Source organism: Caballeronia sp. INML1, from assembly GCF_023631085.1.
Classification (GTDB): Bacteria; Pseudomonadota; Gammaproteobacteria; order Burkholderiales; family Burkholderiaceae; genus Caballeronia; species Caballeronia turbans.
Genome location: NZ_JALQDT010000076.1, coordinates 15,974 through 39,204 on the forward strand (window position 1 = coordinate 15,974; position 23,231 = coordinate 39,204).

The 23,231-nt window shown below is 63.5% G+C and carries 22 protein-coding genes and 2 riboswitches; of the genes, 10 read left to right on the forward strand and 12 right to left on the reverse strand.

What is annotated here, in order from left to right; all coding sequences use genetic code 11:
• Window positions 1-29 precede the first annotated feature (29 nt).
• Window positions 30-1,406, forward strand: a complete 1,377-nt coding sequence (locus NCR38_RS30305; protein WP_061121359.1) for an undecaprenyl-phosphate glucose phosphotransferase — start codon at window positions 30-32, stop codon at window positions 1,404-1,406.
• A gap of 33 nt (window positions 1,407-1,439) precedes the next feature.
• Here NCR38_RS30305 and NCR38_RS30310 read toward each other — a convergent pair whose 3' ends face one another.
• Window positions 1,440-2,207 (reverse strand): class I SAM-dependent methyltransferase, encoded by a 768-nt coding sequence (locus tag NCR38_RS30310; RefSeq protein ID WP_061121358.1) that lies wholly within the window; start codon window positions 2,205-2,207, stop codon window positions 1,440-1,442.
• Window positions 2,208-2,753: 546 nt separating this feature from the next.
• On the opposite strand from NCR38_RS30310, the gene NCR38_RS30315 reads away from it, so the two are divergent.
• Window positions 2,754-3,746, forward strand: a complete 993-nt coding sequence (locus NCR38_RS30315; protein WP_061121355.1) for a GlxA family transcriptional regulator — start codon at window positions 2,754-2,756, stop codon at window positions 3,744-3,746.
• Window positions 3,747-3,767: 21 nt separating this feature from the next.
• On the opposite strand, the gene NCR38_RS34255 is transcribed toward NCR38_RS30315, so the two are convergent.
• Window positions 3,768-3,893: a hypothetical protein gene (locus tag NCR38_RS34255; protein ID WP_284502455.1), complete on the reverse strand. Its 126-nt coding sequence runs from the start codon at window positions 3,891-3,893 to the stop codon at window positions 3,768-3,770.
• A gap of 31 nt (window positions 3,894-3,924) precedes the next feature.
• Window positions 3,925-5,844 carry an AAA family ATPase gene (locus tag NCR38_RS30320; RefSeq protein ID WP_061121354.1) on the reverse strand — a complete coding sequence of 640 codons (1,920 nt, stop codon included), beginning with the start codon at window positions 5,842-5,844 and terminating at the stop codon, window positions 3,925-3,927.
• 514 nt (window positions 5,845-6,358) lie between these two features.
• On the opposite strand from NCR38_RS30320, the gene NCR38_RS30325 reads away from it, so the two are divergent.
• Window positions 6,359-6,520, forward strand: coding sequence for a DUF1328 family protein (locus NCR38_RS30325; protein ID WP_086961576.1), 162 nt, complete (start codon window positions 6,359-6,361; stop codon window positions 6,518-6,520).
• Window positions 6,521-6,580: 60 nt separating this feature from the next.
• Here the strand turns inward: NCR38_RS30325 and NCR38_RS30330 are convergent, their stop codons facing one another.
• The 5 genes from NCR38_RS30330 to NCR38_RS30350 form a co-directional block, all read right to left on the reverse strand.
• Window positions 6,581-6,760, reverse strand: coding sequence for a hypothetical protein (locus NCR38_RS30330; RefSeq protein ID WP_061121374.1), 180 nt, complete (start codon window positions 6,758-6,760; stop codon window positions 6,581-6,583).
• Window positions 6,761-6,775: 15 nt separating this feature from the next.
• On the reverse strand, window positions 6,776-8,482 hold the full coding sequence (locus NCR38_RS30335; RefSeq protein WP_250478096.1) for an FAD-dependent oxidoreductase: 1,707 nt from the start codon (window positions 8,480-8,482) through the stop codon (window positions 6,776-6,778).
• A 21-nt stretch (window positions 8,483-8,503) separates the two neighbouring features.
• Window positions 8,504-9,859, reverse strand: a complete 1,356-nt coding sequence (locus NCR38_RS30340) for an MFS transporter (protein WP_250478097.1) — start codon at window positions 9,857-9,859, stop codon at window positions 8,504-8,506.
• Between the two features lie 140 nt (window positions 9,860-9,999).
• The gene (locus tag NCR38_RS30345) at window positions 10,000-10,818 is read right to left on the reverse strand and encodes a LuxR C-terminal-related transcriptional regulator (protein WP_061121350.1); all 819 of its coding nucleotides are present in this window, start codon (window positions 10,816-10,818) and stop codon (window positions 10,000-10,002) included.
• Window positions 10,819-10,875: 57 nt separating this feature from the next.
• A complete protein-coding gene (locus tag NCR38_RS30350; RefSeq protein ID WP_061121349.1) occupies window positions 10,876-12,129 on the reverse strand; it encodes a cation:proton antiporter in 1,254 nt (417 codons plus the stop codon).
• Between the two features lie 120 nt (window positions 12,130-12,249).
• Window positions 12,250-12,323: riboswitch (glycine riboswitch) on the forward strand.
• A gap of 10 nt (window positions 12,324-12,333) precedes the next feature.
• A riboswitch (glycine riboswitch) is annotated at window positions 12,334-12,438 on the forward strand.
• A gap of 65 nt (window positions 12,439-12,503) precedes the next feature.
• On the opposite strand from NCR38_RS30350, the gene NCR38_RS30355 reads away from it, so the two are divergent.
• Window positions 12,504-13,778, forward strand: coding sequence for a D-amino acid dehydrogenase (locus NCR38_RS30355; RefSeq protein ID WP_250478098.1), 1,275 nt, complete (start codon window positions 12,504-12,506; stop codon window positions 13,776-13,778).
• Between the two features lie 39 nt (window positions 13,779-13,817).
• The gene (locus NCR38_RS30360) at window positions 13,818-14,297 is read left to right on the forward strand and encodes a VOC family protein (protein ID WP_061121347.1); all 480 of its coding nucleotides are present in this window, start codon (window positions 13,818-13,820) and stop codon (window positions 14,295-14,297) included.
• 63 nt (window positions 14,298-14,360) lie between these two features.
• Here NCR38_RS30360 and NCR38_RS30365 read toward each other — a convergent pair whose 3' ends face one another.
• Window positions 14,361-15,662 carry an aspartate aminotransferase family protein gene (locus NCR38_RS30365; RefSeq protein ID WP_061121346.1) on the reverse strand — a complete coding sequence of 434 codons (1,302 nt, stop codon included), beginning with the start codon at window positions 15,660-15,662 and terminating at the stop codon, window positions 14,361-14,363.
• Between the two features lie 77 nt (window positions 15,663-15,739).
• On the opposite strand from NCR38_RS30365, the gene NCR38_RS30370 reads away from it, so the two are divergent.
• The 5 genes from NCR38_RS30370 to NCR38_RS30390 all read left to right on the forward strand — a co-directional run bounded on the left by NCR38_RS30370 (window position 15,740) and on the right by NCR38_RS30390 (window position 19,629).
• Window positions 15,740-16,624 carry a LysR family transcriptional regulator gene (locus NCR38_RS30370; protein ID WP_250478099.1) on the forward strand — a complete coding sequence of 295 codons (885 nt, stop codon included), beginning with the start codon at window positions 15,740-15,742 and terminating at the stop codon, window positions 16,622-16,624.
• Between the two features lie 238 nt (window positions 16,625-16,862).
• Window positions 16,863-17,372 carry a helix-turn-helix domain-containing protein gene (locus tag NCR38_RS30375; RefSeq protein ID WP_250478100.1) on the forward strand — a complete coding sequence of 170 codons (510 nt, stop codon included), beginning with the start codon at window positions 16,863-16,865 and terminating at the stop codon, window positions 17,370-17,372.
• Window positions 17,369-17,776: a VOC family protein gene (locus NCR38_RS30380; RefSeq protein WP_061121343.1), complete on the forward strand. Its 408-nt coding sequence runs from the start codon at window positions 17,369-17,371 to the stop codon at window positions 17,774-17,776. Before NCR38_RS30375 ends, NCR38_RS30380 begins: the two co-directional genes overlap by 4 nt.
• Before the next feature lie 62 nt (window positions 17,777-17,838).
• Window positions 17,839-18,363 carry an SLATT domain-containing protein gene (locus NCR38_RS30385; RefSeq protein ID WP_061121342.1) on the forward strand — a complete coding sequence of 175 codons (525 nt, stop codon included), beginning with the start codon at window positions 17,839-17,841 and terminating at the stop codon, window positions 18,361-18,363.
• A 627-nt stretch (window positions 18,364-18,990) separates the two neighbouring features.
• A complete protein-coding gene (locus NCR38_RS30390; protein WP_143756437.1) occupies window positions 18,991-19,629 on the forward strand; it encodes a hypothetical protein in 639 nt (212 codons plus the stop codon).
• 99 nt (window positions 19,630-19,728) lie between these two features.
• Here NCR38_RS30390 and NCR38_RS30395 read toward each other — a convergent pair whose 3' ends face one another.
• From NCR38_RS30395 to NCR38_RS30405, 3 genes are all read right to left on the reverse strand, one after another.
• Window positions 19,729-19,947, reverse strand: a complete 219-nt coding sequence (locus NCR38_RS30395) for a hypothetical protein (protein WP_061121340.1) — start codon at window positions 19,945-19,947, stop codon at window positions 19,729-19,731.
• A gap of 239 nt (window positions 19,948-20,186) precedes the next feature.
• Window positions 20,187-22,109 (reverse strand): diguanylate cyclase domain-containing protein, encoded by a 1,923-nt coding sequence (locus NCR38_RS30400; protein ID WP_061121339.1) that lies wholly within the window; start codon window positions 22,107-22,109, stop codon window positions 20,187-20,189.
• Between the two features lie 201 nt (window positions 22,110-22,310).
• The gene (locus NCR38_RS30405; RefSeq protein ID WP_061121338.1) at window positions 22,311-23,153 is read right to left on the reverse strand and encodes a DMT family transporter; all 843 of its coding nucleotides are present in this window, start codon (window positions 23,151-23,153) and stop codon (window positions 22,311-22,313) included.
• Between the last annotated feature and the right edge of the window lie 78 nt (window positions 23,154-23,231).

Below are 23,231 nucleotides of genomic sequence, written 5' to 3' on the forward strand. Positions count from 1 at the left end.
GGCATCGCATCTCAGGCTTGGGGTTTCTCATGCGCGATATACAGGGATTGCTAGCCCGGCTGTTCGATGTCGGCATGGTGGTTTTCGGCGCAGCGATCGCGTCGCGGATCAGGTTCGATCACATCGGCGGTCCCGACTATTACATGCCGTTCGCCGCGTTTTCCGCTGCGTTTTCGCTTACCTTGTTCCCGAGCTTCGGCGTGTACGAATCGTGGCGCGGGCGCAGCAAGCTCGTGCTGGCGAGCCGAGTGTCGCTCGTCTGGCTCGTCGTGCAGGCCTGCGCGCTCGTACTGATGTTCTCGCTGCACCGGCTCGATCAAGTGTCGCGCCTCTGGTTCGCTTACTGGACCGCAATGTCGGGCGGGTTGATGATCGCGGGCCGCTTCGTCACGCATGCGGTGCTCGCCCATATGCGTCAGGCGGGCATGAACTATCACCACGTGGCGGTCGTCGGCTGCGGCAAGCATTGCGAATCGGTCACGAAGAAGATCGAGGAGGCGAGCCATTCCGGCTTTCGCACGATCGCGGTGTTCAATGCCTCTCCCGAGGTGTCGATCACATCCCGCGCACCTGTCTTCGACGATTTCGATACGTTCGTCGCGCACGTCCGCGAACACAGCGCACATGAAGTATGGCTTGCGTTACCGCTATCGCAGGAGCGCGTGATCCTGCGCTTCGTGAACGAGTTCCGCGATGATCTCGTCAACGTGCGCTTTATCCCCGACGTGCGCAGCCTCGCGCTCTTTGAGAGCGGCGTGTCCGAGTTACTGGGCGTTCCTGCGATCAATCTCCTTGCCTCGCCGCTCTCGCAGAGGGCGGTGCTGCAGAAGGAAATATTCGACCGGCTGTTCGCGCTTGCCGCGCTCTGCGCGGTGGCGCCGCTGCTCGTCGGCATCGCCATTGCGGTGAAGCTCAGCTCACGCGGTCCCGTGTTCTTCAGACAGCGACGCAAGGGCGCGGACGGGCGCGTCTTCACGATCTACAAGTTTCGGTCGATGCGCCTGCATAGCGAGCAGGCCGGCGTGCTCAGTCAGGCCACGCGTAACGATCCGCGCGTGACGCCGGTCGGTGCTTTTTTGCGGCGCACGAGCCTCGACGAACTGCCGCAGTTCTTCAATGTTCTGCGCGGAGATATGTCCGTCGTGGGGCCGCGTCCCCACGCGATCGAGCATGACGATCTGTATCAGAAGGTGGTGTCCGGCTATATCCATCGTTACCGGATCAAGCCGGGAATCACCGGCTGGGCGCAGGTCAACGGCCTGCGCGGCGAAACCGACCGTATCGAAAAGATGGAGGCGCGTGTCGCGCACGATTTGTACTATCTGGGGAACTGGTCGTTCGGGCTGGATATGCGGATCATCGCTGCAACGGTCTTCAAGGGACTGCGCGGCGTGAACGCTTACTGACAGGCCTGGCGGATCGTCGCGCGACGCTTCACGTCATCTTTTTCGGGCGACGAACGTCGCGGACCGATCGGCGGCGGTCAGCTCGCCGCCCATCCACCTCACGCTGTCCAGCACTTCGAAGCCGCTCAGATCCAGCATCAGTTCCACTTCGGGCTTGAACATGTAGCGCATGACGTGCGTTTCGAGCACGGTCTCGACGCACTGCGTTTTCCAGTCCGTCATCATGATGGTGTAATTGACCGCGAAGGTGTTGTCATGCGGACGCATCAAGGGCTCGGCGATGCGGATCACGGCGGTGTCGTCGCTGGTCGCGCGCTTGACGCGGACCTTGGGCGGATCGGCAAGCACAGCGGGTCCGTACCAGCAGTCGAACAGGAACAGGCCGGAGCGCGGCAGGTGCGTCGCGGCGGTGTGGCACATCGCCATGAAGTCCGCGTTGGTCGTCTGATAGCTTGCGACACGAAACAAAGAGACGACGGCGTTATAGATCTCTTCGGTGCGGACGGTACGTGCGTCGCCTTGCTGGAACTTCAGTCGCTTCGCGACGGCGCCGGGCAGCGCGATGCGTCGGGCATCGGCCCGGGCAAGCATATCCGCGTTCATGTCGACACCTGAAACGAAGAAGCCCGTAGCCGCCAGTTCCACCGCGTGACGACCGGTCCCGCAACCGAGATCCATCAGATTGCCGCCAACGATTCCATAGCGGCTGAGCAGGCCAGTGACGAACGCCGCCTCTTCCTTGTAGTTTTTCTCGTGATAGAAAAGATCGTAGTATTGCGAGTATCGCTTGCTGAAACTCATGTGAGCGACTCCATGAATCGTCGTGGTGCCAACCCGCCTCGGCTTGCGCTATCGACTCGTCAGCCTCGTCAGCTGGCCGGTCTTGACAGAGGGTAGTCACCATGCGGTGCACGGCCGCATGAGTGACGGATTTCGGCAAGGTGTTGGCCGGGTCCTTGCGCCGGTCGCCGAGGCGGGTTTCGACCAGGCGTTGGCCGAATAAAAATGCGGACTCTGCTCATCATCGACGCCCCGCAATCGATTAAACCGCTTCTCAGTCAGGACGACGCTTTCGATACCTGCATTCTCCGGAGACAGACAGATACGGAGTCCGAAGTCAACTTCGCGATTCGGCGCTTCGCCAGCTTCCATCGGATAGCGAAATCGCCGGCGGCCGATGTCGAATTGTCGGGTGCGGCATTTCTCGGCCAAAACCATGCTTTCGCCCGCCACGGCGAAAAGAATGGAGCGAATTGGCCACTACGATCACGAAAGTATACGGAATAAGGGTGGCCTTCGCACCGCAGCGAACGAATCGAATCTGCAACCGAAATCAGGGAGATCGACATGTCTTCTCAAGCCATAACCTTCGGCGATGCAGATATCAGCAAGGTGTATTGCTTGTCTGATGAGAAAGTAACGAAGCGCATGGGCATTCTGTTGTATGACGGTTTTTCGCTGCTCGGTGCGGGAACGCTCGCCGAGGCATTTCATATCGCGACCGAGCTTCAGTCTCCCGGTTCGGGCAATCACATCGATTACAGCGTCCGGCTCGTTTCGGCACGCGGCGGCGCGATCGCGTGTTCGTCGTCGGTTTGCGTGTGGACCGAGCGGCTGGGCGGCCAGAGATTCCAGAGTTTCGACGCGCTGTTTATCGCGGGCGGTCCGGGCGTGACGCGCGCCGCCGCGGACGAAACGCTCATCGAGCTACTGCGCATTGCATGCTCGCAAAGCGTCGTAGTCAGCGCGCTCAGCAACGGTGATGTGCTGCTCGCAGCGGCGGACATTTCGCGCAGCGCATGGGCTTCGGTGGAGCGCGGGATATGGAACAGCGGCCCGTCGAAAGGCCTGGCAACGACCGAACGCGGCGATGCGCTGATCAACGCGCTCACGCTCGTCAAGCGCGATCTCGGCTACGACATTGCGACAGCGGTGGCGGACCGGCTCGCGTCGTCGCATGACCAGCACCTGCCGATCATGCTGAGCACCATCGCCACGACGACGCTGGCGGAGAAGGCACAGGAATCCGCGCGCTGGCTCGAACGCAATTGCGGCCGTCCGATTTCAGTGGGCGACGCCGCGCGGACCGTGGCGATGAGCGAGCGCAACTTTCTGCGTTTGTTCAAGCGCGAGATGGGTCTGACGCCATCGCAGTATCTCTTGCGCGCCCGCCTCAATCTCAGTTGCGAGTTGCTGGCCAAGAGCGATCTGCCCATCGACAAGATCGCGCGCAGGACGGGGCTCACGAATGGCGAGCGATTCTCCAAGGTATTCAGGAAGCAGTTTTCGATGTCCCCGACCGAGTACCGGTATCGAAGAAAAAGCGGCGACGCGGTCTGACCTTCGGTACGACGATGCGGATCAGTCGAGGCGCATGCGCGTTTTCAGGCCGCTCGCCTCGTCCCATTGCTCGGGCTTCATGCGCTGCACGGTGACGCCGAAGGTCCAGATGTGCCCCTCGGGATCTTTCGCGCGATAGGCGGACATGTCCACGCTCTTGGTTTGCGGTGCGAACCGCTCAGGCGGCCAGCACTTCGTCGACCGCCGCTTGCACATGCTCCACAGCGGCAGCGTGCTCGCGGATCAGCCGATAAACCGTCTCGCCCGGCACGGTCTCCGACTCGAGCAGTTGATCGGCGATCGCGCGCAACACCGACTCGTTCGCCCGCAGCAGCGCGAAGCATTCATCGCTCAGGTCGTGCAGCAAGGCGTTCGCGTGTCCGATGGAATTCTTCAGTTGCAAGCCCGCATACTGCTGCGGAAGTGCTGCGAGGCTGAACAGGTTGCCATCCTCGTTGAAGCCGAATTTCGACACCATGTCGAGACTGATGCGCGACGCTTCCTGAAGATCCGATGCCGCGCCGCTCGACGCTTCGTCGAACATTAGCAGTTCAGCATTGCGTCCGCCGAGCAGCACCTGAATCTCGTTGCGCAGTTCGGTCTCACGGTACAGATGCTTGTCCTGCATCTTCGTGATGAGAGCGACGCCCAAAGCGCCGCCGCGCGGCAGGATCGTCACTTCTTCGAGCATGCCCGTGCCGAGCAGCGCCGCAACGAGTCCGTGACCCGCTTCATGCACCGCGATGCGCGTGCGTTCGTCGTCGGACAGCGCGCGCTCCGCGCCGTTGACATCGCCGATGCGCGCGATCTTGATGGCTTCGAGGAAATGCTTCGCGGCCACTTCGCGTTCGCCGGCCTTGCGCGCGACGAGTCCCGCCTGATTGACGATCATCGACAGCGTGGCCGGCGACAGGCCCGTCGTCAGACGCGCGAGTTGTTCGAAGTCGATGTCGTCGTTCTTCTTCTTCAAATTGGCCGCATAGAAACGCAGGATCTCGGCGCGATCGTCGAGGCTCGGCAGCCGCACCTGCACCGTGCGATCGAAACGGCCGGGGCGCCGCAGCGCTTCGTCGAGATTGTCCGGATGATTCGTTGCAGCGACGATGATCACGCCTTCGTTCGATGCGAAACCGTCCATCTCCGCGAGCAGTTGATTGATGATGCGGTTGCTCTCCGCTTCGACCGGGCCGCCGCCGGTATCAGTGCGCTTGCCGAGGCCGTCGGCTTCATCGATGAAGATCACGGTCGGCGCGTTTTTGCGCGCGAGTTCGAACAGATGCTTCACCTTTTGAATGCCCACGCCGTAATACTTCGCGCTGAAGTAACTGCCCGTGATCGCGATGAAGTTCGCGCCGCATTCGCCCGCGAGCGCCTGCGCAAGCCGCGTCTTGCCGACGCCGGGGCCGCCCGTCATCAGAATGCCGCACGGCGCACGCACGCCCATGCCGGTAAATTGTGCAGGCTCGGTCAGCCACGCGCGGACATCGGTGAGCGCGGCCTTCGCTTCGCCCGCCCCGATGACGTCGTCGAAACGCAGCGTCGGCGACTCGCCGAGCAACTGCGCGCCGCCGCGCATCTCGCGGCGCATGAACCATAGGAGGCCGCCGAGCATCAGCAGCGGCAACATGAGGCTCAGGATGTCGCGCGAGCGATCAAACATCTCGCTCCAGCGCGCCACGCCCGTTCGCACGTCGGCGTCGGGCAGCCAGACGAGCTGATAGGGCGAACTCGCGCCCGGCTTCATGTCTCCGAGCAGGAGTGCATTGGAGAACGCGCCGTTATGGTCGGCCACGTAGTATTTCTCGCCCTTGAGCGTGGAGACGAGGATCGCATCCGGACTGACGCCGATCGTGGCGACGTTCCTGTCGCGGATATCGGTCAGCATTTCCGATGCATCCTTTTCCCGATGCGTCCAGGCCGACGCGTCATGGCGCATCTGGCTCGCGACGCCCGCGAGTGCCGCGGACTGCGACTGCGCGGTCCGTGACTCGTGGCGCCAATGCAGAAAGCTCACGCCCGCTACGAGCGCGGCCGCGATCAAACCATACGCGATATATCGGCCAACGCGTGACCGCAGCGAATTCCTTGCCGGTTTCATCAATCTTTCCCAATGGGGCCGAATGAGCGGCACCCTTCAATCTATCGTCGGAGGAAATGGCCTCGGGACGTGTCTCTTTCATTTCTCGGTGGTGGGATGCCCGCCGCGTATGTCTTGTGCACAAGATGGCGAGGCGATCGACCTTGATCCGCAGATCGTCAACCATGCGAGCATGGCCCTTTTATCGGGAAGTGCTCCGCTGGAATGGTGCCCAAATCGCATGACCATTCGATAACGCGGAACAGCGCGAGCGAGCGTCGAAACACGTCGTTTCAGCTTCTAGTCCCTTTTTTTAATTAACGGCAGGTGACGAGTGTTCTTGACGACCGTGTAAAAAGCGGATGATCCGCGCTCGCGGCGTGATGCAGGTTTGATGGCGTATGCAGGACGGAGCCAAGGATATCACGGGAAAAAACTCTGCTCCATCCGGTAAGGAATACTGCTTGCTTGGAGTGGTCCACTGTCCGCGACCATGGGGCGCGCGGCGGATACTGAACCGGAGGGACATAACATCATGTTGTATTACGCATTGGTCTTTTTCATCGTGGCGATCATCGCCGCCGCCCTCGGGTTCGGCGGCATCGCGGCGGGCGCAGCGAGCATCGCGAAGATCCTTTTCTTCATATTCCTTGTCATATTCCTCGTGACGCTGGTGATGGGGCTCATGCGACGTTGACGGCCTCCTGACGAAGGCGTCGTGTTGCGGCTGGCCGGCACGACGCCTTCTCTTCCCGAATCAACTCGCGATACCGTCGCTCGCTTCATCGATCAACCTGAGCGACACGTTCGCATCGTCCATCTCGCCGATTGCAAGCAATGCAAAGCGCGCGAGAAACAGCGACGTCTTCGCTTCGCCGAGTTGCGTCATCGTCTTGCACAGGCGCGTGTAGACAGCGTCGAGTTGTGCATCGTTCATGATGTTCTCCATCGTTCAATCGGTTGATGCGCACAGCGCGCGTGCAATCGCCGCGTCGATATCGCCGGGTTGCGCATCGCGCCAGCGGCCGAGCACATGGCCATCGGGCCTGAGCACATACACCGCGCCGGGCCGGGCGTCGTATCGCTCGAAGATGCGTCCCGTGTGATCCCATGCATGCACGCCCTGCGTGCGCGGATGCAAATGCGCGCTCAACGGCACCGCCTTGAACGGCAATCCGCGCGAGCGCAACGCGTGCGCCAACGTCGCGAACGCGGCGGGCAGCATGCCATCGTCGGTAAAGCACAGCGCGGTGAAGCTCGGGCCGGCGAGATCGGTCAGATGCGCTTCGCGTCCGTGCCCGGCCTCGACGATCGTCACCGGATACTCGGTCAGCACCGCGCCGGGAACAGGACCCGATGCGAATGCATCGCGATCGACGACGTTCAAGGGCGAGGCCGCGTACGTGATCGCGGACGTCTGGCGCGGATTGATCAGCGAACGCACTTCGGGATGTTTCGCCGCGAGACTCAATACGGCCGTGCGCATGAGATCGAAGGCGAACGAAGGCGGTGCCATGAACTCAGTGCTCTTCGTGCCGTAGCTCAGATTCTCGTGCGTGGCGGCGACGCGTTCGTCGGAATAGCTGTCGAGCAGCGTATCGGAGGCAAGTCCCTTCACGACGAACGCGAGTTTCCACGCGATGTTGTCGGCATCGTCGATACCGGAGTTCGCGCCGCGCACGCCGAAGATCGGCACGAGATGCGCGGCATCGCCCGCGAACATCACGCGCCGGTGGCGATAGCGTTCGAGCGTCAACGCATTGGCCTTGTAGATCGTGATCCAGATCGGCGACCAGGCGCCCGTTTCGCCCATCATGTCGAGCAGGCTTTGCACGCGCGGCATGACGTTATCGGGCTTCACGGCTTCGTCGGCATCCTCGCCGTCGCGTAATTGATAGTCGATGCGCCATACGTTGTGGGGCTGTTGGTGCACGAGCACGGTCGAGCCCGGATTCGACGATGGGTCGAAGTACGCGAGCCGCTCTGTCGGCCGCTCGCTCTCCAGTTCGATATCGACGATCACATAACGCCCTTCGTAGCTCGTTCCTTCGAGCTGAAGACCGAGCGCTTCGCGTATCGTGCTGCGGCCGCCGTCGCTCGCGACGACCCAGCCGGTTTCGAGCGCGTAATCGCCTTCGGGTGTCGTGAGTTGCAGCGTCGCGCCATCGTCGCGCGCGTCGATCGATTTCACGCGCGTTTGCCAGCGAATATCGATGAGGTCGGCGCGCTTCTCGGCGGCATCGAGCAGAAACTGTTCGATGTGATACTGCGCGAGATTGACCATTGGCGGCAGCTTCTGGTTTTCGTCCTGCGGCATCGTGAAATGCAGCACTTCCGTGTCGCGATAGAAGCTTCGGCCGCCCGTCCACGGCAGGCCCGTTTTCAGAAAGCCGCCGAGCGCGCCCAGGCGTTCGATGATTTCCAGGCTGCGCCGCGAGATGCAGATCGCGCGGCTGCCGTGACAGACCGAATCGTCCGCTTCGATCAGCACCGAGCGCACGCCATGATTCGCGAGCCCGAGCGCGACCGCGAGTCCGACCGGACCGCCGCCGACGATCGTCACGTCATGACGCTTCACTTCGACGCCTTGTTCCAGCGCCGGAACGCGCGCCGCATACTTTTTCGCCGTGAACGGATACGGCTTGAATGGCTTGTTCATCGAGTGCTCCTTGCGTGTTCCTCAAACGGCTTGCGCTGCGTTTTGCCTGATCGGCAACATCATGACGATGACCGCGCCGATTGCGAGCAACACCGCCGAATAGATCAGCCCCGACGTGAAGCTGTGCGTCGCGTCCTTCCGCCAGCCGACAATCAGCGGATTGAGCGCCGAGCTGATGTTGCCCGTCGCATTGATGACCGCGATGCCGATGGCGCGCGCCCTGAAGCTCAGTGCGTGATCGGGCGTGGTCCAGAAGATCGACATCGCCGTGTATGAGCCCGCCGACGCGAGGCATACGCCAAGCATGCGCAGCGCGGGGTTCGTCGAGCATGCGGTGCAGAGCCAGCCCGCGGCGGAGAAGAGCATCGGCAGCATCAGGTGCCATTTGCGCTCCTGCTTGCGATCCGAGCGGCGGCCCCAGACGATCATCGCGACGATCGTGCAGACCTGCGGAATCGCCGCGAGGAGGCCGATCGTGCGATTGCTCGCATCGGCGCTGAAGCTCTTGACGATGAGCGGCGTCCATACGGCGACCATCGCGAGCGTGTTCACGAGGCAGAAGTACGCGATCGCGAATTTCACCACGGTCGGCGAAAGCAGTTCCGCCACGATGCTCGTGCCGCGTGCATGCTGCGCCGGAGCGCTCGCGTCGCCGGAATGGTCAGATGCGAGCGTGTCGGCAAGCGCGCGCTTTTCGTCGGTATCGAGCCAGCGCGCGTTGCCGGGGTTGTCGTCGAGATAGCGATAGACGACGAGGCCGAGCACTGCCGACGGCAAGCCTTCCAGCAGGAAGAGCCACTGCCAGCCCTTCAGGCCGAGCGTGCCGTCGAGCCCGAGAATGAAGCCTGAAAGCGCCGAGCCGACGGCCGCGGTCACGGGCATCGCGATCATGAAAAGCGCATTGGCGCGCGCACGGTATGCGCCGGGAAACCAGTACGTGAGATAAAGCAGGATGCCGGGCAGGAAACCCGCCTCCGTCACGCCGACCAGCACGCGCAATACATAGAGCGACGCGGGGCTCGTCGCGAACATCGTGGCCGTCGACGCGAGGCCCCACGCGACCATGATCGTGCCGATCCAGCGGCGCGCGCCGATACGCGCGAGCACGATGTTGCTCGGAATGCCGCACGCGATGTACGCGACATAGAAGAGCGTCGTCGCAAGGCCGAATTGCGTGCTGGTGAGGCCGAGGTCCTTCATCATCGTCAGGCCGGCGAAGCCGATGTTGATGCGGTCCAGAAACGAAAAGAAGAACAGCACGAAAAGGAACCACAGCAGATGCCGCGAAACTTTCGCGATGACGGGCGGCTCCTGCGTGTGCGGGTTCGATGTGCGTTGCGTCGCGTTTAATGCGCCGCTTGCGCTCGTGGTTTCCATGCTGTCGTCTCCGGTCGTGTCGCTCTGTCGGACATCTGATGCGTCGGAGTATGAAGCGCGCAATCGTGCCGCTTGTCCTCAATTTGGGTACAGCGCGAGGCCGTCAGCGGCCCGGGGAAAACACTTACGCAGGGGAATCGTCAGACCTTGCCCGGCCCGATGCACAGCGCGAACAGTTGCCGCTGGCTCGAAATGCCGAGCCTGCGGTATGCACGCTTCTGATATGTGACGACGCTCGTCGCCTTGATGCCCATCGCATCGCCGATTTCCTGCGCGGTGCGGCCTTCGAGCACGCCGGTCAGCACGTCGAGCTCGCGCTTCGACAACTCCGGGCACAGGCCGCGCACGCGCGCGAGCATCAGATGCGAGATCGGCATGTCGCGCTGCCCGCAGATCGCGTAATGATGTTTCGCCGCGTGCGCGATGAGCGGCGCCATCGCTTCGATCAACGCGATCTCGCGCGGATGGTAGTTGCCGAAGCGCGTGTCGCGATACAGGTTCACGGAGAGCCACAGATCCGCGCTCGGCTGCACGAGCAGCGACACGCGGTCCGACACGTTCGGCTGGTGATAGCACGCCGCGCGATACGCCTCGTGCGCGATGTCCTCGCTCGTCTGCCGATGCAGCACGAGCATGGAGCCGGGCTTGTCGTTGCGCGCCGAGGAAACGATCTTCTGATTGCCGTCGAGCGCGTAGAAATGGCACGCGTAGGTGTCGGCGACATCGCGCAGGAAACGCCCGCCGCGATGATCCGCCACCGACACCGTGCGCGGCCGGTTGCCGAATTCATACGCGAAGATCGTGCACTGCGAAATCGCGGCGACGTCGCCGAGCAGCTTCAGCACTTCGGCGGCGAGCGCGTTGGAATCCTCGCTGCCGATCGACGACACGAGCCCGGTCGCGCGGCTGAGATCGAGCTGCCCGTTCGATGAGACGCGGTCGAGTCGCCAGGAGCGCATGATGGGCTGAACGAGATACGTGTGGGTCCCGCTATTCTAAGCCCGCGCTCCCGCCCGCTAGCGCGCGATAGCCGAGCGCAGCGCCGCATTGCGGCGCACGATCCAGTTGAAGAGCGGCGTGGCCATCAGCGTGCTGAGCACGGCCATCAGCACGAGGATCGAAAACAGTCCGGGCAGGATCACGCCCGCCGCGAGTCCGATGTTGATGATGATCAGTTCCATCAAACCGCGCGCATTCATCAGCGCGCCGATCGCCATTGCGTCGCCGGAAGGCTCGCCATTGGCGCGCGCGGCCGCCCAGCATGCGATGCCCTTGCCGCCGAACGACGCGAGCAGGATGACGACGGCCGCAAGCATGATGGCCGGGTCCATCAGCATGTCGAGCCGCGTGTTGAGGCCCGAGTAGGTGAAGAACATCGGCAACAGAAACACGACGACGAAGGGCTGCAGCATGTCGCGCAGCTTTTCCGTCAGCGGGCCGCGCGGCAGCGCCACGCCGAGCAGGAAGCCGCCGAACACGGCATGGATGCCGATTGCGTCCATCGCGAATGCGCAGAGCGAGAACAGCACCATCACGGTGGCGAGCACGCTCGTGGGCAGCGGTGCGTGCGGATTCAATCCGGCCGCGAGCCGGCGCAGCAGCTTCCCGCCGGCGAAGATCATGAAGAGCGCGAAGGCCGCGCCGCCGCCGATCGCCGCGTAGGCGCCCATCCACGAGCCGCCGAAGCTCGCGAGCACGATCGCGAGGATGCACCACGCGGCGGCGTCGTCGAATGCGCCCGCGGTCAGCGCGAGCGTGCCGAGCGATGTGCCGGCAAGCCCCCGTTCGTGGATGATGCGCGCGAGCATCGGAAACGCGGTGATCGCGATCGCCGCGCCGAGGAAGAGCGACGCCTCGTAGAGCCGCACCTTCTCCGCGAAGAGACCGGGGATCGTGTGCAGCCACGGCGTGAGCGCGAACGCGAGCGCGAACGGCGCCACGATGCCGGCAAGCGACACGCTCATCGCGCTTCTTGCGCGGGCGCGGAAATGGTCCGCGCGAAACTCCGTGCCGACGAGGAACATGTAGAGCCCGACGCCGAGCTGCGCCGCGACGTAGAGCATGCCCATCGTCGGCTTGGGAAAGAGCGCCTGCTGCCAGTGCGGGAGAAGCATTCCGAAGAGCGACGGCCCGAGCAGCACGCCCGCGATCATTTCACCGACCACTTGCGGCTGGCCGACGCGCTGCGCAAGCCTGCCGACAAGCTGGCTCGCGAGCACGATCACCGCGGCCTGCGCGAAAAAGTAGACGGACAATTGGGAAGACGGCATTTTTGAGCTGCGAAAGAACGAACGACGGGAGTCTGACGGCGAGCGCGGCGGTCTGTCAACGTGACGGGGGCTTGCCACGTCAGTTTTGTACCGGTATTGTCAAAAAGTTCGACAACGCGCCACGGAAGAGCTCGTCCCCCGCGACGACGCCGACGGAGCAACCGCCCCGGAAACTCTCAGGCAAAAGGACCGTGCGCGCCGGAACATCTGGAGAGCGGCGCCTGAACGCGCCCACCGAAGGGGAGCCCCGGCTGCCGACGCGAATGTCGGGCGGCCCGCGGGCGAAACTCTCAGGTACATGGACAGATGGGGCATCGGTGCCGGCTGCGGCATGTGGCCAAAGCCGGCGATGCTCAATCAATCTGGATCATGTCATGTCACGAATCGCCATCATCGGCGCCGGGATCACCGGCGTCACGACCGCTTACGCCCTTGCGCAGCGCGGCTTTCGCGTCACCGTTCTCGAGCGTCATCGCTATGCGGCGATGGAAACGTCCTTCGCCAATGGCGGGCAACTCTCGGCGAGCAACGCCGAAGTGTGGAATAGCCGTTCCACCGTGCTGAAAGGGCTCAAGTGGATGTTCACGCGCGACGCGCCCCTCCTGATGAATCCGCGGCCGGGCTGGCACAAGTACAGCTGGATCGGCGAGTTCCTGCGTCAGATTCCGAACTATCGTGCGAATGCCGCCGAGACGGTGCGCCTTGCGATCGCGGCGCGCGAGCATCTGTTTCGCATCGCGCGGGACGAGAACATCGATTTCGATCTCGAACGGCGCGGCATTCTGCATTTCTACGCGACCCGCAAGGAGTTCGACGCCGCATCGAGGGTCAACGAAATCCTGCGCGATGCGGGCCTCGACCGTCACCCGGTCGCGCCGGAAGAGATCGCATCGATCGAACCGGCCTTGCGCGGCTCGTTTCATGGCGGCTTCTTCACGCCGTCGGATTCCACCGGCGACATCCACAAGTTCACGCGCGGACTCGCCGATGCATGCGCGCGGCACGGCGTCGAGTTCCGCTACGACACGTCGGTGACATCCATCGACGAACAGGCGGGGCGGCTCACGCTGACCGTCGAGCATGCGGGCGAGGCGCAGGCGCTCCAGTTCGATGGCATCGTGATCTGCGCGGGCGTGGGCAGCCGGGCGTTTGCATCGATGGCGGGCGATCATCTCAACGTCTATCCGGTCAAGGGCTATTCGATCACCGTCTGTCTCGACGATGCGAAGAGCCGCGATCGCGCGCCGTGGGTCAGCCTGCTCGACGACCGCGCGAAAATCGTCACGAGCCGGCTCGGCGCGGACCGTTTCCGCGTCGCGGGCACGGCGGAGCTGAACGGCTTCAATCGCGATATCCGCGCGGACCGCATCGCGCCGCTCGTCGAATGGACGCGGCGTCATTTCCCCGATGTGTCGACCGCGCGCGTGATTCCGTGGAGCGGCCTGCGCCCGATGTTGCCCGGCATGCTGCCGAAAGTCGGGCAGGGCAGGCGTCCGGGCGTGTTCTATAACACCGGGCACGGGCATCTCGGCTGGACCTTGTCGGCCGCGACGGCGGAGATCGTTGCGGAGGCGGTGTTGCAGCGTTTGCCTTCGAAGCGCGTGCACGTTGGCGCGTCGTCGCGGGTGAGGATGGATACGCCGGCGTGATATCGTCGGCGCACTGTTCACTGTCCGAAGGAGCGCGAAATGGCCGAACTCGTCAATTGCCTTTGGTTCGACGGTAATGCCCGTGAAGCGGCGGAGTTCTACGCCGCCACCTTTCCCGATAGCCGCGTCGGCGCGGGCCATGCGTCCGCGAAGCCGGGCGTGGGGCAGGGGCCGGAGTTGACCGTCGAGTTCACCGTGCTCGGCCAGCGCTTCCTCGGACTGAACGGCGGCCCGAACTTCAAGCCGAACGAAGCGGTGAGCTTCATGGTGCATACCGGCAGCGCGGAAGAGACCGATCGCTACTGGAACGCGATCGTCGGCAATGGGGGCGAGGAAAGTCGGTGCGGCTGGTGCAAGGATCGCTGGGGTTTTTCATGGCAGATCACGCCGAAGCGGATGCTCGAGATTTTCAGCGGCCCCGATCGCGAAGCCGCGCGACGCGCGATGGACGCGATGATGACGATGAAGAAGATCGATATCGCCGCGATCGAGCGCGCGGCGGCGGGCGCGCATCGTTGACGCTACGTCCAGGGCGTGCTTGGAGCTTTTGTTAATCGGGCTTTCGCCGGGATCCGGCAAAACCTACAGCGAACGCTCGATAGCCTTGCCGAGCAAATCAATCCCGAGATCGATCTCTTCCTCGCTCACGGTAAGCGGCGGCGCGATACGAAACACCCCGCCCATGCCAGGCAACTGCACGATGTTCATGCTCAACCCGAGCTTCATGCACTCGCGCGTGATCTTCGCGCCGAGTCCATCGGCGGGCTCCTTCGTGCGGCGATCCCTGACGATCTCCACACCCAGCAGCAGACCGCGTCCGCGCACATCGCCGATGCAGTCGAAGCGCTCCATCAGATCGAGCAGCCCGCGTCTGAGCCGCGCGCTCATCACGTTCGCGCGCGCGACGAGCCCATCGCGCTCGACCACGTCCAGCACGCGCAAGCCGACGGCAGCCGGCAGCGGATCGGACACGTGCGTCGTGTAAAACAGATAGCCGAGTTCGTGCGCTCTTTCTTCGATCGCCGCCGAAGTGATGGTGGCCGCGAGCGGCAAACCCGCGCCCAGCGTTTTCGATAGTGTGAGGATGTCGGGCGTGACGCCGTCGCGCTGGCACGCGAACATCGTGCCCGTGCGGCCGATGCCGGTTTGCGCTTCATCGAGAATCAGCAGCATGCCGCGCGCCTCGCACTTGCGCTTCAGCGCCGCCATGTAGCCTTCCGGCAATTCGATGATGCCGCCCGAGCTCAGGATCGGCTCCGCAATGAACGCCGCGAGATTGCCGCTCGACTGACGATCGACGAGATCGAACGCGTAGTCGAGTTCCGCGAGCCAGTCGTAGTGACCGTTGCGCTCGAAGCGCGGGCGATACGGAAACGGCGCGGGAATCGCAAACGAGCCGACCGCCGCCGGACCGACGCCCTTGCGCCCGGCGCTGTACGTGGCCGACGCGGCATGGCCCGTCATGCCGTGCCACGACTGCGCGAAGCCGACGATTTCGTACCGCCCCGTGACGAGCTTCGCCATGCGGATCGCCGCCTCGTTCGACTCCGCGCCCGTGCTGAGCAGAAGCGCGCGATCGAGCCCGGCGGGCGTGATATCGGCGAGACGCGTCGCGAGATCGACCACGGGACGCGACAGCATCCCGCTGAAGAGATGGTCCAGCTTGCCCGCATATTCGCTGATCACCGACACGATTTCAGGGTGACTGTGCCCCAGCACGGCACTCATCTGTCCCGACGTGAAATCGAGGATCGCGCGGCCGTCGGCGTCGTAGACGAAGCTGCCCTGGGCGCGCTCGATGATCATCGGCTCGAATGTGCCGCCGTAGCGGATGAGGTGCTGTCTGGCGTTCTGCCAAAAAATTGCGTCGTCGTTCCGGGACACCTTGCTTCTCCTCTCGAAAGGTGAAGGGAATTTGCAGTGTAGTCGGCGCTCTGGTTTTATAGAATCGAATAGTTCTAATGCAAGATAGAAGAGGCGCTAATACCTTGAGTCTTTCGCTCGAGATCGAATTGCTGCGATCGTTTGCCGTCATCGCGGAAGTGCGGGCGCTGAGCCGCGCGGCGGAGCGGATCGGCCGGACGCAGTCCGCGCTCAGTCAGCAGATGAAGCGGCTGGAAGAGATCGTCGATCAGCCGCTCTTTCAGCGCACTGGCCGAGGCGTCGTGTTGACGAATCCCGGCGAGCGTCTGCTCGTTCACGCGCAGCGCATCCTGCGGCTGCACGACGAGGCGATGGCCGATTTATGCGGCAAGGGGCTGTCGGGCAGCATCCGTTTCGGCTGTCCGGACGACTACGCCGCCGTTTTTCTGCCGGCCTTGTTGCGGCAGTTTTCGAGCCAGCATCCCCATGCGCTGGTGGAAGTCGTGTGCGGCCCGACGCCCCGGCTCGCCGAGCAGTTGAAGAAGCGGGCGCTCGATCTCGCGATGCTCTCGCTGCCCGAAGACAGCCCCGGCGACGACGTGATCCGGCGCGAGCAGCTTGTCTGGATCGGCTGTCCGGGCATGGATTCGGCGCACTACGACCCGTTGCCGCTCGCGCTCTCCGATCCGGATACGCTCGATCACATTGCCGCGTGTGAGGCGTTGCAGCGCACGGGCAAGGCGTATCGCATCGCGTACGCGAGCAGCAGCCTCGCGGGTCTCACCGCGCTCGTGCGCTCCGGGCAGGCCTTCGCGGTCATCACGCAGACGGCGGTGCCCGCGGACCTCTGCGTGCTGAATGCCGACCCCGGCCTGCCTGCGTTGCCGGGCGTGGGCATATCGCTGAAGTTCGCGCGGGACCGGCCTTCGCTGCTGACGGCGGCATTTGCGGACCACATCCGGCTCACGCTGCCGTTGCTTTGATGAGATTGATTCGATTCGGCGAAGTAGGCCGAGAATCGCCCGCTTTCCGGCGCTTGGCGATTTGCTGACGCGCGCTACGATGCTTTCCATCCCCTCCAGCTCTTTTCCCTCCAGGGAGTGAGCGACTTCGCGTCGTGCGGATTCCGTCCGCACGACGTTTTTCTTTTGCGGCGGAAGATTGCGCGCGCGGGCTACACTAGCCGCTCACTTTCCGCTCACTTTCCGCGCCCTGAACGCCATGCCATCTCGCGACCACGACAGCGCCGACGACTCGCAAGACCCGGCGCTGCTGCGGCGCCTCTTGCGCGCCAAGGACCGCATGGATGCGTCGTCGCATGAAGACTGGCCGGTCAGGCGCCTCGCCGAAGTCAGCGGCGTTTCCGAAGCGCATTTCGCGCGCTCGTTCAAGCGGGCGTTCGGGATTCCGCCGCATCGCTATCTGCTGACGCGGCGCATCGAGCAGGCCGTCACGCTGTTGCGCGACACCGATCTTTCCGTCACGGACATCGCCTTCGTCACCGGGTGGGAGAGCCTCGGCACCTTCGGCCGCATCTTTCGCGATATCACCGGTCACAGTCCGGGCGCGATGCGCATCGAATCCCGCGCAGACGTTCCCGCGCTCGAGCGCGTGCCCGCCTGCGTGCTGAAGGCGGCGCAGCGCCCCGATCTCACGATCGCAGTTTTGGAGAAGCGGCGGCGCGGGGCGAACGGTACAGTGCGGCCATCTTCAACGAAGGAGGTCGCATGAACCAGGGCATCAGCGTGGTGGGCATCTATGTCGACGATCAGGACGAAGCGCTCGCGTTCTACGTCGACAAGCTCGGATTCCGCGTTCAAACCGACGTGCGCAACGGCACGTACCGATGGCTCACCGTGCAGCATCCGGATCAACCGTCGTTTCAGCTCGGCCTGTTCGCGCCCGGCCCGCCCATTCACGACGACGCCACCGCGCTCACTTTGCGCGCGATGGTCGCGAAGGGCGCGATGCCGCCGCTCGTGCTGTCCGTCGCGGATTGCCGCGCCACCTACGAGCGGTTGAAGGCGAGCGGCGTGGAGTTCACGCAGGAGCCGGTCGATCGCTTCGGCAGCGTCGATGCAGGATTCCGCGATCCCGCCGGCAACGGCTGGAAGGTGATCCAGGCGCCGCGCTGATCGGGACATGATCTGTCCGTGCTTGCGGAGAAGATGAAGTCTGTTCATACAACGTTTAGAACATGACCGACTTGCACCTTCAACCGCAACGAACCGGCACGGCTGACTCGTACGATCCGCCTCGCGACACGCCGGCGCTCGTGCTGGCCTGGATCAGGCGTGCCCGCGAATCGCAAATTCGTCACTACACGATGGCCGACAGGCTGACAGGCTGCGGCAGACGGCTCGGCCTCGGTGTCATCGGCATCACGGCGGCGACGGGCACGTCGGCGTTCCTGTCGCTCGTCGCGACGGCGATGTCGCCGGATGTGCGCGTCGTGATCGGCATGACGAGTCTCAGCGCGGCCGTGCTCGCCTCATTGCAGACGTTCCTGCGCTACAGCGAGCGGGCCGAACTCCATCGGCGTGCGGGTGCGCAGTACGGCGCGGTGCGGCGGCGTCTCGAGGCGATCCATGCAGCGGACCCTTGTATGCACGATGTCCGCGTGATCGATGCAGTGCGCGACGAACTCGACCATATCGCGCAGACCGCGCCGCATTTGCCGCGCACGCTGGCGAGTGGCGGGGCGATGGAGGCGAAGGGGTAAGCTCGGTCAGCCGCGGTATCTCGATTAGAGCTTGAATGGTCAGTACATTGAAATTTTTGCGCCGGCGCTACCGTTTGTCTTCCTCAACGCACCGTCGCGCGAAACGCAGAACGCGCGAAATCACTCGGCTTCTCGCGCTCGTCGCCCATTTGAATGCATAGCCGGACGCATCTTCCAAAGTGCCTTATTCACCTGAAGATTGAACGCATCCAATGCGTTTGTTTGTTCTTCCGAAACGTTGCCCGGTGTGCTACGGTGATTCGTATGTATTACTTGCGACCGGGCGATCGCTGATTGTCGATCGGCCTTCCGAACTGATTCGGATGGAGTGTGACAATGGACCAGCGGGCAGGCTGCTCGTCGCTATATCTCGTCATCTGCCCCCGATGTGAAAGCCTTTCATCCGTAGAAGAAAGCGTATGCCCGTTCTGCGGCGCGGACAGGCACGGGGCGGTACTGACGAAGGGCGCGGAGACGTCGCTGCGGGCTGTCGAAGCGGCGCGCGGCGTGACGCGCCATTTTCAGGCGCAAGACGAAGTGGCGCGCGTGCGATGGACCGTGCGTCCGCGTCGGCGCGAACCGCGTTTGTCCGCGCCCGCGAGCGCGTCCGCCAGCGCGGCGGCCGTGATGGAACCGCATCGCGCATCGAATTCGATACTGGCTACGGTCGCAATGGGCGGCATCGTGATTGGGGCGTGTTTCCTGATACGCGCTTATTTCGACCAGCATTCTTCGATGCCACGCGCAGGGACACTCCCAGTCGCGGTGGTCGGCAGCGTTGGGCAGGCAGCGCCGAAAGCCGACGTGCCGCCGCAGCGAATCGTCGAGGCGCCGTCTCGCGCTTCGACGAATCCTCCAGTCGAAACGGCTTCACCCTTGATTGCGGTTGCCGCATCCAGCGATGATCACACTCGCGAGGCCGTCGTGAGCGAACGACCGGTCGCGGCCAAACCTTCGGCGACCCGTGTGCAGCACTCGAGCAAAGCCGCGCCCAAGACTGTTTCCAAGCCCGTGTCCAAGGTCGCCTCCAAACCCGCCGCCGCGTGTGCGCATAAGACCGGTCGTGCGTGTACGGAGCAACCGCAACGCCGCGTCGCTAGCGCGGAGCCGAAGCATCGGCAGGCGAACAAATCGCCGAATCCTCCCCCGGTTGCACGAGCGAAAACAGGGACAAAGGAATTTCAAAAGGTCGCGGCCATTCCATCACCGGTGAAACCGGCCATGACCGCCGACGGAAGCTGGAAGCCGGGCAAAGCGAAGAATTGAGCGGAAGGCGAATCGCCGGATAAAAACTTCCGGCCAGGCGGGGGCGAGACTGGAAAGGAGAATGCGCTTCGCGCGAGACGCGAAGCGCGTGTGGGTTCTTTAATTGGCAGGCTGCCAGTGATCATCGACGGTCTTGTCCGTCACACGCACGGTCGCGACCAGCGGCGAATACCCGCGCAGCTTGATTTCATCGACGGCAAGCCGCTCCGAGCGATAAACCTGCGGCGTGATCTTCGTGCCGTCGTGGAATTCGAGCGTGTAGCCATCGATTGGTCCCCACTGGCCCTTCGGCATCGGTTCGATATAGACATTCTGCATTGCGTTACTCCCGCGTGATTGGAAAGCACTGGGCGGTTCGCATCGGCGAACGTCACCTCTTGTATAAGAGGTTATCGAAGAAACGACGGCGGCCGGTTGCCTTGCGGGGTGACGGCAGCAATATAAAAATGCAGGAGAATCAATGCGTTAAGCGCGAACTCTCATGATGAGAAAGCCCATCCTCCGATGTGCAACCCGCGCCGTGCTGCCATGCAGCGTGGATTTTCGGGCAACGGACCTCAATTCCGCATCGTGAAAATTTCACGGCGATAGTTGGTCGAATGCGCGGCCGAGTCCGCCAGCACGGGCGCGAAACGAAACCCGTTGCGCCCCTTGCGTTTGGCCTCGTACATCGCGCGATCCGCGTCGCCGAGAATCGCGTCGGCGGAAGTGTCGAAGCCGCCGGCGCACATCGCGATGCCCACGCTCGTCCCGAGTCGCGCCTCGGCGTAGCCGAGCTCGAAAGGCCGGCCGATCGCGCGGCAGATGTCCTGCGCGATGCGGCTGCACGCGCTCGTCGATGAAATGCCTCGCGCGAGCAGCACGAACTCGTCTCCGGCGAGGCGGCAGACGAGATCGCCCGCGCGCGTGGTCTTCTTCAGACGCGCGGCCACTTGTCTCAGGAGGGCGTCGCCGGCATCGTGTCCGTGCTGATCGTTGACGCTCTTGAAGCCGTCGAGGTCCATGAAGAAGAGCGCGAAGGGCACGTCGTCGTCGCGGGCCGCTTCGATGCAAAGGGCGAGTTGCTCTGCAAGGGCGCGGCGGTTGGGCAGGCCCGTCAGTACGTCCAGCATCACTTCCGAGCGCATCTGGTTCTCGCGCCGCTTCGTCTCGGTGATGTCCTGCGACATGATGTAGAAGCCGCCGACATCATCGCGCTGAAATTCGGGGATATACGTCGCGTTCCAGATCCGCCCCGGCGCACCTTCGTAGACGATGTCCTCGTGCGTCACGCGTTCGCCCGCGAGAGCGCGGCGGAAGAACGGCAGGCAGCGCCCGAACGCCGTCGCGCCGATCGTGTCGCGAATGCGCTTGCCGCGCAACGCGGCCGGCTCGATGCCGAACACCTCGCGATACACCTGATTGTTGAAGCGATAGCGCAGGTCGGCATCGACATGGGCGATCAGCACCGGCAGGTTGTCCGTGATCGTCTGCAACGCGACGCGGCTGCTGGTGAGTTCGCAAGTGCGTTCGAGCACGCGGCGTTCGAGCTCCTGCCGGTAGTCGCGCAACATCTGTTCGCTGTGCTTGCGGCTCGTGATGTCGTGCATCACGCTCACGAAGTGCAGCGGCGCGCCGCGATCGTCGCGAATCAGCGCGACGGAAAGCTCGATCCACACGAGTTCGCCGTCGCGGCGTCGATAGCGCTTTTCGAGCGTATAGGTTTTTCTGGCGCCGTCGAGCAGTTCGGCGACGAGTTGCAGATCGACGGAAAGGTCCGCTTCCTCGGTGATCTGCTGGAAGGTCATCGTGACGAGTTCATCGGCGCTATAACCGGTGATGTCGCACAGCTTCGGATTGACTTCGACGAAGCGGCCGTTCAGATCGACGATCGCCTTGCCCGTCGGCGTCTGCTGGAAGATCGTGTGAAAGCGCGACTCGGACAGGCGCAGTTTCCGACGGTCGGCTTCCTGAAGCTCGCGCGTCTCGCGTGCGGCTTCGCGCTGGACGATCTCGCGCTCGACCGTGGCCGCGAGATCGCACAATGCGGCTTGCAGGGATGCGCTCAGCGTTCTCGGCTTCGTGTCGATGGCGCACAGCGTGCCGAGCACGAGCCCGTGCGACGAGCGCAGCGGCACGCCCGCATAGAAGCGGATATGAGGCGCGCCCGTGACGAGCGGATTGCCCGCGAAGCGTGCGTCGTGTTGCGTATCCTCGACGAGCAGCAGGCGCCCCGAATGCAGCGCGTGCGCGCAGAAGGACACGTCGCGCGCGGTTTCGCAGACATCCAGCCCGACGCGCGATTTGAACCACTGACGATGTTCATCGACGAGCGACACCAGCGCGATGGGCACCTGCAACAGTTCAGCGACGACGCGCGTCACCCGGTCGAAGACTTCTTCGCGCGCAGTGTCGAGCAGGTCGAGGCTTCGCAGCAACTGGAGCCGCTTCGCTTCATCGGCGGGCAAAGGCGCCGCATGCCATTCGTGTACGGGTTGCAAGGTCGTTCTCGATTCTTCTCGGTCACACAGACGGCAACATCGCGCTACGCGCGTCACTGACACTGTGCGCCGCGGTTTGCCATCGCGCCCAATGCCACGATGAGCAATTTATCGAACCCTGCGCAATCCCGATTCGTCGATCAAAGGCAGCCTTGAGCCTCACTTCGCGGCATGCTTCATAGCCCGCTTCAAAGCCCGCCTTCAAAGTCCCAGACACACGGCCCCGCCCGCGACGACCACGCATGCGAGCCAGCGCTTCGCGCTCACCGGCTCGCGCAGGAACACGCGGCCGATGAGTGCTGCGAACACGACGCTCGTCTCGCGCAACGCGGATACCGCGCCCATCGCGCCGGACTGCATCGCCCAGATCACGATGCCGTAGGCGGCGATCGACACGAGTCCGCCCGCGAGCGACGAGCCCACGGCCATCGGCGCTTCCTTCACGGGCGTCCAGAGCGCCGGAAGGCCGCGCTTCGCGACGAAGATCACCGGCATCAGCCAGTAGAACATGAACATCCATGCGGTGTAGGTGAGCGCTTGGCCATCGGAGAGACGCACGCCGATACCGTCGATGACCGTATAGATCGCGATGGTCACGCCCGTCGTCAGCGCGGCGAGCCCGCCCGCGCGCGACACGCGTCCGCCCTGCAGCGCGAGCGCCATGATGCCGCCCGATATCAGCACGATGCCGAACGCATGCAGCAAGCCGATGCCTTCGTGCGCGAAGAGCGCCGCGCCGAGCGTGACGAGCATCGGCGATGACCCGCGCGCAATCGGATAAGCCTGCGCGAGATCGCCGCGACGATACGAGCGCACGAGGCTCACGTTATAGACGATATGCACGAGCCCCGAAGCGACGATGTACGGCCACGCGGCTTTCGCGGGCATCGGCAGATAGAGGACGACGAGCGCCGACACGACCCCGATCGCGATGCTCATCCATGTCATCGAGAGGAACCGGTCGCGGTTGCCATGGAGCATCGCGTTCCAGCTCGCGTGAAGCACGGCTGCGAGGAGAACCACTCCGCCGGTGTAAGTGAACATGCGTTTTTATGTTGATTATGTGACGGACGATTTACAGAATAACTATCTTGTCTGCGGGCGACAAAGCATATAAATTGC